Annotated in this window: 15 protein-coding genes and 1 tRNA gene; 5 read left to right on the forward strand and 11 right to left on the reverse strand. The window is 61.0% G+C overall.

All coding sequences use genetic code 11. The features are described 5' to 3' along the window. Positions 1-262: 262 nt before the first annotated feature. A complete protein-coding gene (locus shn_RS04830; protein WP_084437772.1) occupies positions 263-1,795 on the reverse strand; it encodes a Fic family protein in 1,533 nt (510 codons plus the stop codon). A gap of 631 nt (positions 1,796-2,426) precedes the next feature. Between shn_RS04830 and istA the strand changes: the two genes are divergently transcribed. Then, the gene (gene istA / locus shn_RS04835) at positions 2,427-3,959 is read left to right on the forward strand and encodes an IS21 family transposase (protein WP_145925847.1); all 1,533 of its coding nucleotides are present in this window, start codon (positions 2,427-2,429) and stop codon (positions 3,957-3,959) included. Beyond that, complete coding sequence (gene istB / locus shn_RS04840; protein WP_064328778.1) at positions 3,949-4,743, forward strand: IS21-like element helper ATPase IstB; 795 nt, start codon at positions 3,949-3,951, stop codon at positions 4,741-4,743. The genes istA and istB overlap by 11 nt, the downstream gene beginning before the upstream one ends. A 115-nt stretch (positions 4,744-4,858) precedes the next feature. Here the strand turns inward: istB and shn_RS04845 are convergent, their stop codons facing one another. The 7 genes from shn_RS04845 to shn_RS04875 all read right to left on the reverse strand — a co-directional run bounded on the left by shn_RS04845 (position 4,859) and on the right by shn_RS04875 (position 11,436). After that, complete coding sequence (locus tag shn_RS04845) at positions 4,859-5,650, reverse strand: hypothetical protein (protein WP_145925872.1); 792 nt, start codon at positions 5,648-5,650, stop codon at positions 4,859-4,861. Between the two features lie 150 nt (positions 5,651-5,800). Continuing rightward, positions 5,801-7,453 carry an IS66 family transposase gene (locus shn_RS04850; RefSeq protein WP_064329396.1) on the reverse strand — a complete coding sequence of 551 codons (1,653 nt, stop codon included), beginning with the start codon at positions 7,451-7,453 and terminating at the stop codon, positions 5,801-5,803. 62 nt (positions 7,454-7,515) lie between these two features. Beyond that, complete coding sequence (gene tnpB, locus shn_RS04855) at positions 7,516-7,869, reverse strand: IS66 family insertion sequence element accessory protein TnpB (protein WP_064329397.1); 354 nt, start codon at positions 7,867-7,869, stop codon at positions 7,516-7,518. After that, complete coding sequence (locus tag shn_RS04860; protein ID WP_010891468.1) at positions 7,866-8,309, reverse strand: transposase; 444 nt, start codon at positions 8,307-8,309, stop codon at positions 7,866-7,868. The genes tnpB and shn_RS04860 overlap by 4 nt, the downstream gene beginning before the upstream one ends. A gap of 243 nt (positions 8,310-8,552) precedes the next feature. After that, a complete protein-coding gene (locus shn_RS04865) occupies positions 8,553-9,869 on the reverse strand; it encodes a helix-turn-helix domain-containing protein (protein ID WP_064329398.1) in 1,317 nt (438 codons plus the stop codon). Positions 9,870-9,880: 11 nt separating this feature from the next. After that, positions 9,881-10,840, reverse strand: coding sequence for a DUF2971 domain-containing protein (locus shn_RS04870; protein WP_084437774.1), 960 nt, complete (start codon positions 10,838-10,840; stop codon positions 9,881-9,883). A gap of 519 nt (positions 10,841-11,359) precedes the next feature. Next, positions 11,360-11,436: transfer RNA gene (locus shn_RS04875), tRNA-Pro, on the reverse strand. Positions 11,437-11,594: 158 nt separating this feature from the next. On the opposite strand from shn_RS04875, the gene shn_RS04880 reads away from it, so the two are divergent. From shn_RS04880 to shn_RS04890, 3 genes are all read left to right on the forward strand, one after another. After that, positions 11,595-12,098, forward strand: coding sequence for an MgtC/SapB family protein (locus shn_RS04880; protein WP_064329400.1), 504 nt, complete (start codon positions 11,595-11,597; stop codon positions 12,096-12,098). 214 nt (positions 12,099-12,312) lie between these two features. Beyond that, positions 12,313-14,043: a type I secretion system permease/ATPase gene (locus shn_RS04885; RefSeq protein ID WP_064329401.1), complete on the forward strand. Its 1,731-nt coding sequence runs from the start codon at positions 12,313-12,315 to the stop codon at positions 14,041-14,043. A gap of 12 nt (positions 14,044-14,055) precedes the next feature. Then, the gene (locus shn_RS04890; protein WP_064329402.1) at positions 14,056-15,372 is read left to right on the forward strand and encodes an HlyD family type I secretion periplasmic adaptor subunit; all 1,317 of its coding nucleotides are present in this window, start codon (positions 14,056-14,058) and stop codon (positions 15,370-15,372) included. A 271-nt stretch (positions 15,373-15,643) separates the two neighbouring features. On the opposite strand, the gene cysN is transcribed toward shn_RS04890, so the two are convergent. From cysN to shn_RS04905, 3 genes are read right to left on the reverse strand one after another with little or no spacing between them, the layout of a single operon-like run. Continuing rightward, a complete protein-coding gene (gene cysN / locus shn_RS04895) occupies positions 15,644-17,131 on the reverse strand; it encodes a sulfate adenylyltransferase subunit CysN (protein WP_064329403.1) in 1,488 nt (495 codons plus the stop codon). A 1-nt stretch (position 17,132) separates the two neighbouring features. After that, entirely contained in the window at positions 17,133-18,086 is a 954-nt protein-coding gene (gene cysD / locus shn_RS04900) for a sulfate adenylyltransferase subunit CysD (protein WP_064329404.1), read from the reverse strand. A gap of 46 nt (positions 18,087-18,132) precedes the next feature. After that, a complete protein-coding gene (locus shn_RS04905; protein WP_064329405.1) occupies positions 18,133-18,882 on the reverse strand; it encodes a phosphoadenylyl-sulfate reductase in 750 nt (249 codons plus the stop codon). Positions 18,883-18,936: the final 54 nt, after the last annotated feature.

Genomic DNA, 18,936 nt, shown 5'->3' on the forward strand with positions numbered 1-18,936 from the left:
GTTTCTGCCTGACTCAGAAACACGGCCGACCCCGAAGACGTCAACTCCTATTATGCAACTTTTCCGCGTTCGCTTTCGATTTTGAGCCGGTGTTGCAATCGAGTTCTTTAATTATAAAAATCAACAAAGTATGCGAGTTCTTGAATTTTCTCATGGCATTTTAATGATTGAAATTGCCATTTTCGGAAAGTCAAAAATTCAACTAAGGAATGTGGATGTCGAGTTCTTGAATTACGTCTCAAAGCCGTCGGCGAGAGGATAATTATGTATTCTCGTAGATCGCCTCGATACGAGCGACTTCCTCATCAGTAAGAGCGGCGAACTCTCGTTCCCGGGCGCGCTTAGACAGTTTGCCGTCGTTCTGGCGCAGGAACCGGAACAATAGATCAAGCAGCCGGTCCGGCATGTCGATGATTGCCTGCACCCGCGCTTTGAAATTGTCGTACGTCCGTAGGAACGCAGTCTCTGCCGGCAGGTCGACATCGACCGTGCGGGCGACGCATTCGAACAGAAACTCGACATGCGGTGTCGCGTCGAAATAGCGGTAGAAATCCGCGGTCTCGTTCTCCACCTCGACGTTCCCCCGGTCTGTCGGCCGCCACTGGATATGTGGCAGGAGACGGCGGGAATAGGTCTCCAGAACCCTGCGATAGTCCGCGATCCTATCGAGGATGACGGCCGAGACGGGAAAGACCAGGCCGGGCGGGTTGAAGCCGCGTTCCGCCAGGACATGATGGATAAGATACCGGTGCAGGCGCCCGTTACCGTCCTCGAAGGGATGGATATAGACGAAGCCGAAGGCAAGAACGGCGGCGGCGAGCACCGGATCGAGATGTCGCGCGGCCCCGCGGTCGAAGGCCGTCAACCCGTCGATCAGCGTCGGCAGGTCCTCATGCCGGGCGCTGATATGGTCCGGGATCGGTGCGCCGCTTAGGCGGTCATGCTCGCCGACAAAACCGCCCTCGACGCGCAAACCGAGATGGACGAAACGCGCATCGCCGATGACGATGCGCTGTAATCGCTCTAGCTCCACACGATCGATGGGGCGGCGGCCTGCCTCGCCGATGACGCGTCCCCATCGCTGGATGCGATCCTGCGGCGGGTCCTCACCTTCGATCTCGAAGCTCGAGCGCGAATCCTTGAGCAAGAGGAAAGCGGCCGTGCGCGCCAGCAAATCCGCCGGCACATCTGCGATAAGGCGCCGTGCCTCGTCGCCGAGCCTACGGGCCACGAAATCATCGAGTGCGGGTGTGCGAAAAACCATCGGGCAAAAAGCCGGCGTTCCCGGTAGGTTGTTCTTGACCCGATGACGCGAGGACGTCGTAGGCTCGATGGTCCACTGTCGCGCCGGATCGACAACGGGCGCATAGCTGCCTTGGGTCGCATCGGGGAGGTCTAGCCGCTCATTGAGCAGCCATTCATAGAGAAACCAGAGCCGTCGAGCGTAAGCGCCTGTCGGGGAGGCCTTTACGATCGCTGTGACCGGTTCCGGGCCTACGGTGCAGAACAGTGTCTTCAGGACGGCCAGATCAAGTCCTTCATAACGTAGGGCGAAGACAAGGTGCCCTTCGAGGTCGGCATCCGGCTTATGGCGTGGCGTATAGAGGTTCCATCCATCGGCTTGATAGACTCTGTGACGCTGGCCGATTGCTGCGAGGGTGGTGGGCATTGGCACATTCAGATCATAGGCGTCAATCAGTGCTGCATACCCAACGGGCATTGCGGCCTCTGGCAGCCAGCGACCGTGAAAAACGGTTACGTTTTGTGAGAAAGGCTTCCGCTGACCAGGTTCCATGAAATTCGATTCTCCACTATGAAGAATGGTTCTGTGTGGAGAATTTCATGAAAATCGATAACGTGCAATGCCTAGTTCCTCGCCCGCCTTGCGACCTAAAAGCCGGCTTGTTTAGCCGCTTAACGCGAGGGTCGTATTCGGCGATTGCTTTGAAAATGCATGTATCGAGAATCGCAGACGTCTTAGTGGCACGGGCGAGTTCTGCCGGCACTTTCATAAACCACTCGTCGTCGGTCATGCCTGCTTTCCTGCCGTCGACATTATCGACCAAAAGGCGCGGCATGCGCGCTCACAAAACTTCGATTGATGCAGCTATTCCGCTCATTGCGCTGAAGGTCAACGCGGTATCGGCGAGGGTAGTTTTGGTCAAGCGGTTCGATCATCAGGCGGCCCAGGATATGCCTGGGGTGCCTACCTGTTCGGCACCACCTGCAAACGACGAGCATCCGCGGACCCCTCCGGGGCCAAGCATGGTGCATTTCAATAGAAGTTCTCGATTATCACGACCTCGTCTTCGTGTGTTGGTTTCCACGCAGAACTGAGCCGGTTAGGCGCATAATTTCCATTGAGAATTGAGCCATGTGAACCTTCCCCCAACGCGGAGAGCGACGGGGGCAACGGAGTGATCCACATGGGACTTTTAAATATCATTCGTCGGATGGCGCTGCGTGAGAAGCAGTCGATCCGCGAGATCAGCCGGCGAACAGGGCTGTCGCGGAACACGATCGCGAAGTATCTGAACGCTGGTACAATCGAACCAACATTCACCGTACCGGAACGACCGAGCAAGCTTGATCCGTTTGCCGACAAGCTGGCGGCCTGGCTGAAGACCGAGGCCGGGAAGTCGCGCAAACAGCGACGAACACTGAAGCAGGTTCATGCCGACCTGGTGGCTCTCGGCTTTACCGGCTCCTATGGTCGGGTTGCCGCCTTCGCCCGTGATTGGCGAGCGGAACGACAACGTGAGCAGCAGACGACGGGCCGCGGCATATTTGTTCCGCTGTCTTTCCGCCCAGGCGAAGCATTCCAATTCGATTGGAGTGAGGACTATGCCGTCATTGGCGGCGAGCGCACAAAGCTGCAGGTCGCGCATATCAAGCTATCGCACAGTCGCGCGTTTTTGGTCAGGGCGTATCTGCTGCAGACGCACGAGATGCTGTTTGACGCCCATTGGCACGGCTTCCGTGTGTTCGGCGGCGTCCCTGCTCGCGGCATTTACGATAACATGAAAACCGCGGTCGATCGCGTCGGTCGTGGCAAGGAGCGACAGGTCAATATCCGTTTCCTCGCGATGACGAACCACTACGTCTTTGCGCCTGAGTTTTGCAATCCTGCCGCGGGCTGGGAGAAGGGCCAGGTCGAGAAGAATGTCCAGGATGCCCGGCCGCGACTGTGGCAACAGATGCCGGACTTTCCTGATCTGGCGGCATTGAATGCCTGGCTGGAACAGCATTGCCAGGACCTGTGGCGCGACACAGCACACGGCACCTTGCCCGGCACGATCGCGGACGTCTGGTCCGCGGAACAGCCAGCATTGATGGCGCTCCCCGCTGCGTTTGACGGCTTCGTCGAGCAGGGCAAACGTGTCTCTCCGACATGCCTGATCACCTTCGAGCGGAACCGCTATAGCGTGCCTGCATCGTTTGCGAACCGGCCTGTCAGCTTGCGAATCTATCCCGAGCGACTGGTCGTTGCGGCCGAGGGTAATGTCCTATGCGAACATCCGAGGGTGATTGAGCGCAGCCACGACAAACCGCCGCGGACGATTTACGACTGGCGACACTACCTTGCCGTCATTCAGCGCAAGCCCGGTGCCTTGCGCAATGGTGCGCCTTTCCTGGAATTGCCGCTGGCCTTTCGACAGTTGCAGGACCAGATGCTGCGTCGCCTGGGCGGCGATCGTGAGATGGCCGATATCCTTGCTCTGGTGCTTCATCACGACGAACAGGTCGTCGTCAGGGCTGTGGAGCTGGCTCTGGATCAAGGCGTCGCGACCAAGACGCATGTGCTGAACCTGCTGCATCGTCTGATCGATGGGAAGACGACTGACGGCCCCGACATCGACACGCCACAGGCGCTGACCTTGTTGCGTGAACCCAAGGCCAACGTCGAACGCTACGATGGCTTGCGTGTCCGGATCGTGGGAGGTCGCCATGCGTCATGATCCCGCAAGTGCCGCCGTCGTCATCATGCTGCGGAGCCTGAAGATGTATGGCATGGCCCAAGCCGTCACAGACCTGATTGAGCAAGGGGCTCCAGCTTTTGATGCGGCCGTGCCGATCCTGTCCCAGTTGCTGAAAGCCGAGATGGCCGAACGTGAGGTTCGCTCGATTGCCTATCACATGAAGGCTGCTCGCTTCCCAGCCTATAAGGACATCTCCGGGTTCGACTTCGCCGCCAGCGAAATCAACGAAGCGACGGTGCGCCAACTGCACCGATGCGAGTTCATGGACGGGGCGCAGAATATCGTGCTCGTCGGTGGGCCGGGCACAGGAAAAACACATGTCGCGACTGCCCTTGGGGTCCAGGCGATCGAGCATCACCGCCGGAAGGTCCGCTTCTTCTCGACCATCGAATTGGTCAATGCGCTCGAGCAGGAGAAGGCAAAGGGCAAGGCAGGTCAGATCGCCGAGACGCTGGTCCGTCTCGATCTGCTGATCCTCGATGAACTAGGATACCTTCCGTTCAGTGCTTCCGGCGGAGCGCTGCTCTTCCACCTGTTGAGCAAGCTCTATGAGCGCACCAGCGTCGTCATCACCACCAACCTCAGCTTCAGCGAATGGGCAACCGTCTTCGGCGACGCCAAGATGACGACAGCTTTGCTCGATCGCCTGACCCACCGTTGCCACATCCTGGAAACCGGTAACGACAGCTTCCGCTTCAAGGCCAGCTCGGCCGCAGCAGCACAGAAGAGAGGAGAAAAGGCCAATCCCTTGACCAAACCCTGATCAGAAAACCATACTCAGAGGTGGCTCACTTCTCGGTGGAAAAACCGGCTCAGTTCTGCGTGGAAACCAACAGTGGAAGGCCAACCAGCGGCCATTAGCTTCAGGTGTGGCCGCGCTACTTCTTCAGAACCCGATCGCGCAGAATGCTGTGTCCTTGCTCGTGCTTACTAAAACCAGCCATCATCATCTTCATCAATGCTCGGTTGTCGAAGATATCGAGATTGGAAGGCCGTACCACGGTGGCACCCCGGCGGAGCAGCGCTGGATCTTGTCGACGCAGTAGACTCAATCGCGGGATGAAGATTTCAAAGAGGAAACCGATCATGGCGAACTGCCACGAGTGCTTTCCATTCGGGTGACGCTGGAACACAGGGGCAAGAACGAGGCTGGAAAGCGAGTGCCCATCGAACCCATCTGAACCAGAACCGTCAACGAGATTTCGGACGCTGAAGGAGGCGATGTCAAATAAACCGACGGCATCCTCAGTCAGTATCCTGCGGATCATCTCTTTGGTCCTCGGGGTCAATGCCACATTGGCGTACATCGGATCGGATGACAGGGCCGCGCGCCATATCACCGACATCAGGAAGGCAGCCAGCACATTATTGTCGAAGTGGCCAATGACTTTGCTCCGGGCCGTATTCAACTCTGAACGGAAGGAACGAAGGAAATTTATGGTTGGCGCGTCGAATGCGATGTTCAGTCGGCCATCACATTCACCGCACAAAATACGATCTTGGCCACTCTTGCCGGATCGGTGAAGCTTTCGGTGGTCATCGGAAATGACGACGGCACTTCCGCCATTATCCCGATGAATATCGCGGAATACGGCATGGGGGATCGCATGAGCCTGAATAAGCGGCTTGCCCTCGTTGCACATCCCGCAAGTGCCGATCATTTTATTCATGCCATCCCACCTACCGTGAACGGACATTTGTAAGCTGAGAGTCATGATGAATTCTGTATGCGGCGTCCACGCCCCATGGATTTTTCGGTTGCAGCGATCTGACGACGATATCGGCCGTCAAATGAGCTCACCGAATAGTACCTGGCGAGCTCATTGTGAGGCCTTGCCGCGGGCGGCGTAAGCCCAAGGCATCAGAGCATCGATGTCTTTGGCGAGGTGGCCGTTCGCGAGGCGGGTGAAGAGGTCGCACAGGTAGGCGTAGGGCTCGACGCCGTTTATTTTACAAGTGCCGATGAGGCTGGCAAACCGAGCCCAATTGCGGCCCCCTTCATCGTGCCCGGCAAAGAGCGCATTGCGGCGATTCATGGCCGGTCGGCGGATCGCGTTTTCCACGAGGTTGGAGTCGATATCGACGTGGCCATCGTCCAGGAACAGCCGGAAGCCGTCCTGCCGCGTCAGCATATAGGCCAAGGCTTTTCCAAGGTCAGATTTGCGTGAGATGCGCTTGGCTTGCGCTGCCAGCCAGGCGAAGAACGCGTCCACCAGCGGGAGGGACAGGTCCTGTCGAACTGCCCGGCGATATTCGGGATCTGAGCCCCGGATACTGTCTTCGATCTTGTAGAGCGCGGCGATGCGAACCAGCGCCTCGTCGACGATGGGCGATCCGCTCTTCGGTGTGGCCTTGATCAGCTTCCTGCGCCCGTGTGCCCAACAGAAAGCCAGCTTCAAGGGCTTGCCACCGATGCGGTCCGATGTGGCGAGGTGAGAGTAGCCACCGTAGGCATCGACCTGGATCGTGCCGTTGAACCCGTTGAGGATTTCAGCGGCATATTCGCCTTTACGCCCGGGCCGGTAATGGAACACCACGCCCGGCGGCGCCGAACCATTCCAGCCGCGGTCGTCACGCAACACGGCCCAGAGATAGCCGGTTTTTGTCTTGCCTCGCCCCGGATCCAACACCGGAGCCGTTGTCTCGTCGACATAGAGGCGCGTGCTTTCCCACAGCAGTCGTTTGGCCATGTGGTCGACCACCGGTGCGATTTCGCGACCCGTACGCCCCATCCAGTCGGAAAGGACCGTGCGGTCGATCGGCACCCCGTGTCGCGCCATGACCTCAGCTTGCCGGTTGAGCGGCATATGTTCGGAATGCTTGGAGACGGCAATCTCAGCCAGAAGGGCTTCCGTCGGCCAGCTCCCTTCCAAAAGATGTGCCGGCGCTCTGGCCTGGACGACGCCCGTTCGACCCTTGGGACAGGCGTATTTCGGGCGGATCGTGACGATCACCTGATAGCGTGCCGGAATCCGGTCGAGCCGTTCCGTCCGGTCTTCGCCGATCCGGACCATGTTGCCACAACCGCAGGGACAAACGATGTTCTCGGGCTCGATCACTCTCTCGACCCGCGGCAGGTGTTCGGGAAGTGCACGGACCTTACGCTCCTTGCGAGGAGCAGCCTTGCCCGGATCGGGTGCGCTGGCTTCGATCTTTTTCTCAACGGCGGCGATCCGCGCCTGTGTCTCGGCAATCGCCGTTTCAAGGTCTTCCAGCGCCAGTTCCATCTGCGCCGGATCGAGCTTTTCCGATTTCGGCCCGAACTTCGTGCGCCGATAGTCGTGAACCTGACCTTCAAGCTTCTCGACCAGTTCCTTCAGCTCTGCGATGAACGCATCCTTTTCGGCCACCACAGCCTGCTCATGCTGACGGGCAGCACGCTCGACCGACAGCTCGAACTGCATCGCATCGAACGCCTTCACCACCTCTGGCGGAAGGTCCGGGAACAGGCTGAGATCAAGCGGCGATGACATGCTATCTTATAGCAAGACAGCACAAAAAAACCAAACAAAACAATGCAAAGACAACCGGATGCTCACCCTGCCGCCAACGGCGCCGTCACCCGTTGCGCCATGACCCGTCGCCAGTCGAGACCTTCGAACAAAGCTTCATACTGAGCCCTGGAAAGACGCATTGTTCCATCCTGCACCTTGGGCCAGGCAAAGCTTCCCTGTTCAAGGATTTTGTAGATCAGCACCATTCCGGTGCCATCCCATACCAGGATCTTCAAGCGATCCCCGCGCTTCGACCGGAAGATAACCGTCACCCCGGAATGCGGGTCGAGCTTCAATTCGGTCTGCACCATCAAAGCCAGCGCCTGATGCCCACAGCGGAAGTCCACCGGACGCGTTGCGATCAGGATTGGCAGTCGCTGGCCAGCGACGATCATGTCGTCCCTCGTACTGCCTGCACCAGAGCCGCTACGCGCTCAACCGGCACATCGCCAGGAACCCGCATCACAACGTCCGGGCCGATCTCCAGCGTCAAGACCGGCAAAACCGCCGCCGGCAGCGGCGGCGCCAAAACATTCACAGTCTCGCTCGGCTCCACCGCAATCGCCAAAGGTACAAAGGCAGGCTCGCCATCCCCGATCTCCGACGGGCCCGACATAGCCTCAAAAGGCAGGGCCAGAATGCCCTCACGCGCTTGCCGGCGCCAGAAGGAAAGCTGGTGCGGAACAACGTCGTGACGGCGTGCGACATCAGCAACTCGAACACCAGGCTCAAAGCTTTCCGCGACAATCCGCGCCTTCATATCATCCGGCCAACGCCGGTTCCCACGACGCGGCTCGACAACCTCGTAGCGCCCAACAAATCCATCATCTGCCATGCCAATCTCCAGATAGTCCTGGAAACCTTCTCGCACACGCAGAAAGCCTCAAAATATAGCCAACCCAATGGGACGCAGACGGCGCTTACTGAATTCTCAGCTTACGCGATCAAAGATGCCGTGCGTTACCCATAAAATGCTGCTATTTCTTACATGATAGCGCAAGCCGCCGCTCGGCCTCTGGTGCCATTGTCGGCTGGAAAGGGCGGCAAGCGGACGCGACTTTGTTGTGAAATCTGCCCCTCAGAACTTCCGCTGACGCATATTGTCCAACTCCTCGACTATGAAATTCACTGGTATCTCGTAGAACTCAAACAGTTCATAAAGTGGCTTAAGCAGAGGGTGCAGCACCTCAACAGTGTTCTCGGCGATTTCTCTGGCCGTTGCCTCGCCTTGGAGCACGATTTTGTCGGTGTGGCAGACACGGGGGTCCATGCCCCAGCGCGTACCGAGGTAGGCTCCCAGAACACGATCTTCGAGGCCCGAGTATTCGATACGGATTGAGATGCGCGGATTGTCTGCCCATTCGCTGGCGAGCCGAGAGACAAACAGGATCGTCTCCCCCACTCGCCATATCGGCAGCGTAATGTCGAGGGCTTTTCCCTGCTTGAGCTTGGAGTGGTAGTCTTCATCAATTGCCCGGAGGACGTAGAGGCGACCGTCCGGTGATACCCGCCAAAAGTCCGCGTGGCGAGGATCGCTCACGCCATCTTTCGGATTTCCAAGCCAGGCCTCAATTACCCCGTTTGCCGGGACTGGCGCGATCGGCGCACGCGATAAACTCACGAACGGCCCCCATCCGGTCAATTTCTCGGAATTGGCCTTTCCGAGTTTCCTGCTCAACTCTGCCAGACCAATGCCTGACACATCCTGGATTTCAAATGCGCACTCGTAACTGCCTATCAAATGCCGTTCCGGCGCGTCCGGCGGCAGGACCGCCACGCGCTCCTGAAACCGTGCCCGCGACTCTTCGACGAACTCCAGGAGTTTGTCTGGCATAGCAGCCGGCGTAAGAGCGTTGCCAGACAAAATAATGCGGATGTTGTCGAGCAATGCATCCCGGCCATTCTGTACGCAACGATTCATCAGGGCGCGCCATTCGTCCGCGGTAAAAGGTTCCTCGCTTTTTGGCCCGGCCTTTCGGATATAGACCTTTTGGCTTTGTATCTCGCCGTCGGTCCCACGGGAGGCCATGACCGGAATAGCATGTCCGCCAGGAACCACGATAAAGGCGTGCTCATTGCCCGTCACGGGATGTACCAGGTGGACAACATCGCAATGAAGGTGCGGGTCCGCGTAACGATTGACTGCGGCGTTCACGTCGTCGACCGTGTACCGCTTCATGCTGTCTGGCCGCACATGGGAGCCTATCGGCCCGTTTGCCGCTTCGCGCATGCCCATCACTATGGTGCCGCCGCCGTGGTTCGCGAGGGCGATGGCAGCTTTGGCGAGGGGCGCGCGACCGGCGGGAGCGTTTAGGTCGAGCCAGAACTTGAACTCAGTCGCAAGCGTCTCAGCCTGAAGCTCAAACAGTTCTTGCAGATCATCTATCGTCGCCATGTGAGTTGCCCCTATTGGCGTAGTGGGATTGTTGAGCAAACAACCTTGTTGCCAGCATCTGGCACACCGGCCTCTATTAAGAGAGCCATCGTTGCCTTGCGCAGTTCAGCGGGGAACTCGGTTGGTCCTATGATAACGCGATTGATGAGCTTTGGCAGCTCAGCTCCCATAAAGCCCTCTTCCGGGAAATCCTGAAACGGGATGCTGTGCACAATTTGTGGTGTGCCTCGGATAATCTCTACACTCTCTTCGATGCGCTCCGAACGGTTAATGTGCGGCGCATAGACAATTCGCCATTCCCGCTCCTCTCTAAAACCTGGATGCTTGGTGCAGAGCATGGCGAGGCGAAGCGCATGAAATAGCGAGTCGACGAGTTCTTGCCGTCCATTTTCCTTTAGAAATTCGAGGTTTGCAGCCACGTTATCCGTGACCCGTCCAAACTCACGCTCAAAGTCGGCTTCTGAGAGATAGGCCACTGGCGATGTAAATGCGGGCAGCGCGTCAGCCTGAGTAAGGAACACACTGGGGTTCAGTACTATTGCGACGCCGGACGTTCCTCCGTACGCCCGCCACATCGATAAACGACCTAGCTCGTCCTCATCATCGTCGTGTTCAGAAAGGCAGGTGATGAAGGTGTCGGAGCGGAAGGATGGCACCCAGCCGTCTATGAGCTTTGCGACCTCTTTGCTGACGTCAGGGAACAACCCGTCAATCAGCCCGATCAGACGCCTTCCTGTTTCGCTATGCCACGCATGAGCGAGGCAGGCAGAACCGTGCTCAATCTCCATAAAATCGTTCATCACCGCGGCATTACGTAAACGCATGCGCCTCGACTTGATAATGTGAAACGCAGCCTCCGCGCTGCAATAATGGACGAACCGCCCGCCTTTGGCGACCATCTGCTGGTATTTTTCGAGGGCGACGGGGTGGAAGATGGCAAAATTTCGTAGAGCTTCAGGCGATATATTCATTCAATCCCCCATCGCGATTCGCTGAGCCGCCTATTTTATAAGGAATTCATCCCTGCCGCGACCCAGTGGAAGTAGTAGCCCGATGAAGTCGGCTCGTTAGGTGGCCTTGTTCATCGCATTGCTAATGGTTTCGACTGTATGCTTGCTGGGTGACTATCCAGGATTGAAGGTTGATTTCCGGGAATTCGCTCAGTAACAGCGGCTTCTGAAAGCCGTTGGTAGCCTTGGACGACTGACATGAGGTGGCGGCGGAGTGGCAACTATATGCTAGGTCTGATTGACAGCGGAATGGCAGCTATCGGCCCCTTTGGAGACCTTATTGCCGAGGTCCGAGCAATGGCAGTGCTGCCTACGAGGCAGGCCGATTGAACAGGAAGGGCCTCTTTGGAGGGTCTTTTCGGTTCGACCGTCACGGACCGGCGAGGGGGTTTCTGTCAGAGTTTCTGTCAGTTTTCATATCGGGAAGTTTTTGTCAGCCCTCGGCATGGCTGTAAATCCTTGTTTTAAAAGGATTTTCGCTGGTCGGAGTGGAGTGATTCGAACACTCGACCCCCACGTCCCGAACGTGGTGCGCTACCAGACTGCGCTACACTCCGTGACCAGCGGCGCCTCTATAGAACAGGCTTTTCGTTTCGACAAGCGTAAAATATCAAAAAAAATCGTGCTGTTGGGGAAAGTGCCGGAAAGCCGGGCGATTTTTGCTTGCGGGGCGCGCGCGGCGGGAACCGGTGTGTGGTTTTCGCGTTTGCGCGCCATGGAACAGATCATCGCCGACCTCTTTCCACGCACCGCGGTGCCCTATCCCGTGCTCCTCGCCCGCATGACGGGCGCGATCCTGCTCGGGGCGGTGATCGGGGCGGAACGGGAATACCGCGCCCATGCGGCGGGGCTGCGCACCCATATCCTCGTCGCGCTCGCGGCCTGCGTCTTCGCCATCCTGTCCATCGAGAGCGTGCACATGGCGGACTTTTCCGACGAGCAGGTGCGCATCGATCCGCTGCGCGTCATCGAGGCGGTCACGTCGGGCGTGGCGTTCCTCGCCGCGGGCATGATCGTCTTCTCGCGCGGCGAGGTGAAGGGGCTGACGACGGGGGCGGGCATGTGGCTTGCCGGCGCCGTCGGGCTTTCGATCGGCCTCGGCTACTGGTTCGTCGCAGCCGTCGCGACCGGTGCGTGTTTCCTCGTGCTCTTCATTCTCGCCAAGATCGAGATCAAAAGCGACGGGCAGGAAGCGCCGACGCGCGACAAGAAAACATGACTGTTTGGGTTATGTTTTGATCGCTTCGTCGGAATTCTGTTGATTTGTGAATAAATCGGGCCCTATACCGTCTTCAAACGAGGACGCGCGCAGCCATGCGGGCGGCCCCCGCATCCGGCCGGTCGCGGCGGGGTGGTCGAGTGGCCCTTCGCCGCCCGGATGACGGTCGTCCCATCGGCCGGCTTCCGGCGTCGATCTTTAAAGAGACATTGTCATGCTTCCATCGGGCAAGGCCGGTGTAGAGGAACTCAGGACGGCGCTGAAATCGAGCGCCGCGGGCTTTCTCGCCATAGGGCTCTTCAGCTTCTTCGTGAACCTGCTCGTGCTGACCGGGCCGCTCTTCATGCTGCAGATCTACGACCGGGTGCTCTCCTCCCGCTCGGAGGCGACGCTGGTGGCGCTGACCGGCCTCATCATCGGCCTCTATTTCGTCATGGGCGTGCTCGACCATATCCGCAGCCGCGTCGCCGCGCGCATCGGCGCCCGCTTCCAGGCCCGCTTCGACAAGCGCGTCTTCAACGCCGTGCTCGACCGCACGAACCTGCATGCCCAGGGCATCTCCACCGTCACCGGCATGCGCGATCTCGACGCGATCCAGAAGGTGCTGTCCTCGCCCGCGCTCTTCACGGTCTTCGACATTCCGTGGACGCCCTTCTTCCTCTTCGTCATCTTCACCTTCCATCCCTGGATGGGCGTGCTCGGCATCGTCGGCGGCCTCATCCTCGTCGGGCTCACCTGGCTCAACCAGAACGGCACGAAGGAAGATCAGGAGCGGGCGATGATCGCCGGCCGGCTCAGCGACGAGATGACCCAGACGCTGCAGAAGGAGAGCGACACGGTGCGCGCGCTCGGCATGCGCCGCGCCGTCGCCGGCCGCTGGCAGCTTTTGCGCGACAAGGCGCTCGAGGCCAATATCCGCTATTCCGACAGCAACGGCTTCTATTCGATCAGTTCGAAGACCTTCCGCGTCTTCCTGCAGTCGGCGATCCTGGCGCTCGGCGCCTATCTGGTGCTGCAGAACGAGATCACCGCCGGCGCGATGATCGCCAGCTCCATCATCATCGGCCGGGCGCTGGCGCCCATCGAGGGCGCGATCGGCCAGTGGTCGCTCATCCAGCGCGCCGGGCAGGGCTGGCGCAACCTCGCCCAATTGCTGTCGCGCGTGCCGGAGGAGGATCCGCGCACCGCGCTGCCGAAGCCGCGCGCGATCCTGGAGGTCGAGCAGGTCACGGTCGTGCCGCCCGGCGAACAGGTCGCCACGCTGCGCATGCTGAATCTGGAGCTGCATCCCGGCCAGGCGCTCGGCGTCATCGGCCAGAGCGCTTCCGGCAAGTCGACGCTCGCCCGCGTGCTGACGGGCATCTGGCCGCCGGCGGCCGGCAAGGTGCGCCTCGACGGCGCCTCGCTGGAGCAGTACGGCACGGACGGCCTTGCCGAACATGTCGGCTACCTGCCGCAGGATGTCGTGCTGTTCGAGGGCACGGTGGCGGAGAACATCGCCCGCATGGCGCTCGATCCCGACCCGGTGAAGGTGGTGGAAGCGGCCAGGAAGGCCGGCGCGCACGACATGATCCTGCGCCTGCCGGACGGCTACGACACGAAGCTGCCGGCCATGGGCGGGCGGCTGTCCGGCGGCCAGAAGCAGCGCGTCGGCCTTGCCCGCGCGCTCTATGGCGATCCGGTGCTGATCGTGCTCGACGAGCCGAACTCCAACCTCGACGCCGAGGGCTCGATGGCGCTCAACCTTGCCATCCGCAACCTGAAGGCGGAGGGCAAGTCCGTCGTCATCATGGCGCACCGCCCGGCGGCGATCGAGGAATGCGAGCTCATCCTCATCATGGAAAACGGCCAGCGCCTGGCCTTCGGCCCGCGCGACGACGTGCTGCGCGCGCATCTGCGCAACCACACGCAGGTCGTCGCCGGCACGGGCGGCAGCAACAAGTAAGGGTTTACAGCCATGGTTCGCGAAACGGGCGCCAAGGACAAGAAGTGGACCAGCCGGGGCTATGCGATCGCCGGCTATGCGACGGTCTTCGTGCTGCTCGGCGGCATGGGCGCCTGGGCGGCGCTGACGCGCATCAACGGCGCGGTCGTCGCCGGCGGCATCATCGAGGTCGCCAGCAACCGCCAGATCGTGCAGCACCTGACGGGCGGCGTGGTCGGCCAGATCCGCGTCAAGGAGGGCGACACGGTGAAGGCGGGCGATGTGCTGATGCGCCTCGACGACACCTTCGACCGCTCCGAGCTCGCCGTCATCGAGGGCCAGCTCTTCAGCCTGCTCGGCACCGCCGCGCGCCTCCAGGCCGAGCAGGACGAGACGGCCGAGATCAGCTTCGATCCCGAACTGCTGAAAGCCGTCGCCACCGACCCGGGAGCGGCCGAGATCGTCGCCGGCCAGAAGCGGCTGATGGCGGCGCGCGCCGAAACGCGCGGCAAGCAGGTCGCCCAGCTCCAGGAGAAGAAGGCGCAGATCGCCAAGCAGAACGAGGGCCTGGAAAGCCGCATCAAGGCGCTGGAAACCCAGCTCGGCCTGATCGGCAAGGAACTGGAGGCCCAGAACAAGCTGCTCGCCCAGTCGCTGACCAATGCCAGCCGCGTGCTGGCGCTGCAGCGCGAGGAGGCGGAAATCCTCGGCACGATCAGCCAGGCCCGTGCCAACATCGCGGAAAATGCCGGCCGCGTCGCCGAAATCGAGATCGCCATCCTCAACATCCATTCGACGGTGCGCGAGGAGGCGACGACGGCGCTGCGCGAGATCGAGGCGAAGGTCGCCGAGCTCAAGGAGAACCGCAACGCCAAGCTGGAGACGCTGAGCCGCATGGACATCACCGCGCCGATGGCCGGCGTCGTGCTCGGCATGCAGGTCCACGCGCTGCGCTCGGTCATCCGCCCGGCCGATCCGCTGCTCTACATCATCCCGCAGGAGCAGGACCTCGTCATCACCACGCAGATCCCGCCGACGCAGATCGACCAGGTCCATGTCGGCCAGATGGCGCATATCCGCTTCGCCGCCTTCGACCACCGCTCGACGCCGGAAATCTTCGGCCATGTGACAAAGGTCGCCGCCGACGTGCTCGCTGACCAGCGCACCGGCGCCACCTACTACAAGGCCGAGATCAAGCCGGATGCCGGCGAGATGATCAAGCTCGGCGACAAGCATGTCATGCCCGGCATGCCCGTCGAGACCTTCATCCAGACCTCCGAGCGCTCGCCGCTGGAATATCTGGTCAAGCCGCTCGCCGACTATTTCGCCAAGGCGTTCCGCGAGCGGTGAGGCGGCCTTTCACCAACTGCTGATGGAACAATTTGGCGCCCCGGCCATTTCCCGATCGACACAACGGTTTGGGAAAGGAAATTTCGATGGCTCGGGCTTTGATCCTCTGGCTGATGGGCGTTCCGCTCTTCGTCGTTCTCCTGCTCTGGTACTTCTTCTTCTGAGCGCACGACACATGAAAAAAGGGGCCGCGTGGCCCCTTTTTTGTTCTCGAAGCTGACGCGGCCCCTTATCCGCCAGCGGGATGAGGGGGCAACCTTGCGTCGAAGCCCTATTCGTCCAGATCCGCCAATATCTCCGCCGCCCGGCCCGCGCTGGTGTGGCGCACGTCCACGTCCTGGCGGCGGTTGGCGAAGAGTTCGGTCGCCATGATCTTTTCGGCGAGGTCGGCCGGCAGGGAGAGCAGCACGCGCTGATCGTCCTTGTGGATGCCGCCGATCTCCGAGCGGCGGCCGGTGATCATGCCGCCGGCCACCGTGTTGTTGGTGTCGGGATCGATCAGGATGAAGGCGCCGGTCGTGCGGTTCTGCTCGTAGCTGTCGAAGATCGCCTGCTCGTCGAAGGTGAGGTGCACCTTGCCGATGGCGTTCATGCCGAGCTTGTCCGTGGCGCTCCACTTGGAGCTTTTCAGGTCGAGCTGGCTCACCGGCTCGACGCTGACGCGCTGGCGGCGCGAGCCGCTTTTCAGCCAGTAGCGCTTTCCGGGCTCGATGCCGTCCGGCTGGAGGGCGACGAGCTGGGCGTCGAAGCCGCGGCCGGTCATCGGCTGGCTGTCGATGGCAACGATCATGTCGCCGCGCGCCACGTCCACCTGGCGGTCGAGCACCAGCGTGATCGCATCGCCCGCGACGGCGGCGTTGCGCACGAGGTCGAAGGTGACGATCTTGCTGACATTCGCCACCATGCCGGAGGGCAGGATGACGACGCTGTCGCCCGGCTTCACCGAGCCGCCGGCGACGGTGCCCTGATAGCCGCGGAAGCTCTCGCCGGGGCGCGAGACGCGCTGCACCGGCAGGCGGAAGCCGACCGTCTGGTTGGAGCGCGTGGTGGCCTTCTCCAGCGTCTCGACAAGCGTCGGGCCGTCATACCAGGGCATGGCGGCGCGCCCGTCATAGACGACATTCTCCCCCTTCAGCGCCGACATCGGGATGGCGACGATCTGCTTGACGCCGAGCGTCAGGGCGAATTCCTTGAAGTCGTGCGTGATCTGCTCGAAGCCGGCGCGGTCGTAGTTCGTCAGGTCGATCTTGTTGACCGCCAGCACGAACTGGCGGATGCCCATCAGCGAGGCGATGGTGGCGTGGCGGCGCGTCTGTTCGAGAATGCCGGCGCGGGCATCGACCAGCAGCACGGCAAGGTCCGCCGTCGAGGCGCCGGTCGCCATGTTGCGGGTATACTGCTCGTGGCCGGGCGTGTCGGCGACGATGAAGGAGCGGCGGTCCGTCGAGAAGTAGCGATAGGCGACGTCGATGGTGATACCCTGTTCGCGCTCGGCCTGCAGGCCGTCGAGAAGGAGGGCGAAATCGGGCAGGCCGAGATCGTTCTGCTTGCCGCTGTCGCGGTGGAGGGTCGCGGCCTGGTCTTCCTTGACGGCCTTGGTGTCCCAGAGCAGGCGGCCGATCAGCGTCGACTTGCCGTCGTCGACCGAGCCGCAGGTGATGAGGCGAAGCGGGCGGGAATCGCGGATGGCGCGGGCGTGTTCAGGGGCCGTTTCTTCCAAGGAAAATACCTCGGCGGTTGCAGTGGCGGAAACGGTCATCTCAGAAATACCCTTCGCGTTTCTTCTTTTCCATGGAGCCGGACTGGTCGCGGTCGATCGCGCGGCCCTGGCGTTCGGAGACGGTGGCCGTCTCCAGCTCGGCGATGATGTCGTCGAGCGTCGTGGCGTTGGAGCGGATGGCGCCGGTCAGCGGGAAGCAGCCGAGCGTGCGGAAGCGGATGACGCCTTCCTGCTTCACTTCGCCGGGAAGCAGTTCGAGCCGCGGGTCCTCGGCGAGGATCATCATGCCGTCGCGCTCCACATAGGGGCGTTTTTCCGCGAAATAGAGCGGCACGATCGGGATATCCTCGGCCTGGATGTAGCGCCAGATGTCGACCTCGGTCCAGTTGGACAGCGGGAAGGCGCGCACGCTCTCGCCGTTGCGGATCATGCCGTTGTAGATGTTCCACAGTTCTGGGCGCTGGTTGCGCGGGTCCCAGCGGTGGTCGGGCGTGCGGAAGGAATAGATGCGCTCCTTGGCGCGCGAGGCTTCCTCGTCACGCCGCGCGCCGCCGAAGGCCGCGTCGAACTTGCCGGCGTCGAGCGCCTGGCGCAGCGCCTCGGTCTTCATGATGTCGGTATAGAGCGCCGAGCCGTGCGTGAAGGGCGTGACGTTCTCCGCCGCGCCGCGCGGGTTGATGTGCTCGATCAGGTCGAGATCGTAGTCCTTCACGACCTTGTCGCGGAAGGCGATCATCTCGGCGAACTTCCAGCCCGTGTTGACGTGCAGCAGCGGGAAGGGCACGCGGCCGGGATAGAAGGCCTTGCGCGCAAGATGCAGCAGGACGGAAGAGTCCTTGCCGATCGAATAGAGCATGACCGGCCGCTCGAATTCGGCGGCGACCTCGCGGAAGATGTGGATCGCCTCGTTTTCCAGCGCCTTCAGATGCGGATCGAGCGGCGGCTTCTGCGTTGCACTGTGCTTCGCTTCCGCTTCGGGACGGATATCGGACATGAAAGGGGTAACTCCGGAGTACTGCGCCCCTCGGGGCGGATGAACTTTAAAGGGCGCTCGATTCGAGGGAGGGGATCGCCGATTCCGGCACATGCAGGCCGCATTCGCGTTTCTCGTCGTTCTCCCACCACCAGCGGCCGGCGCGCTCGGGCTCGCCGGGCTTGATGGCGCGCGTACAGGGCTCGCAGCCGATCGAGGGATAGCCGCGCCGGTGCATCGGGTTCACCGGAACCGCATTGTCGGCGACATAGGCCTTGATGCGCTCGATGTCCCAGTCGGCCAGCGGATTGATCTTGATCAGGTTCCGCTCGGCGTCGAACTCCGCGAACGGCGTGTCGGCGCGGTTGCCGGACTGGCCGCGGCGCAGGCCGGTGATCCAGAAGGATGCCCCTTCGAGCGCGCGCGCAAGCGGCTTCAGCTTGCGCACGCCACAACAGGCGTGGCGCGCCTCGACGCTTTCATAAAAGCCGTTGAGGCCATATTGCGCGGCATAGGCGTCGATATCCTCCTGGCGGGGATGATAGCGCGTGATGGTGATGCCGTACTGGTCCTCGGTCTCGCCGATGAGGTCGACGGTCTCCTGGAAGAGACGGCCGGTCTCCAGCGTCACGACGTCGACGCCGAGGCGCTCCGTGCCGATGGCCGCCGTGATCACCTGGTCCTCGATGCCGAGGCTGGTGGTGAAGACGGAACGCCCGCCAAGCCCAGCCACCAGCGCCAGCCGGCCGGCGAGGTCGAGTTCGGCGAGTTTGTCATTCAGGGCCTGCGCGGTCCCGTTTCCGGTGAGAGCAGTCATTCCATTTCATGCCTTTGCGAGAAGTTGCCGGATTATCGCAGCCTTGTCCGGCGC

It is taken from the genome of Shinella sp. HZN7, from assembly GCF_001652565.1.
Lineage (GTDB): Bacteria > Pseudomonadota > Alphaproteobacteria > Rhizobiales > Rhizobiaceae > Shinella > Shinella granuli.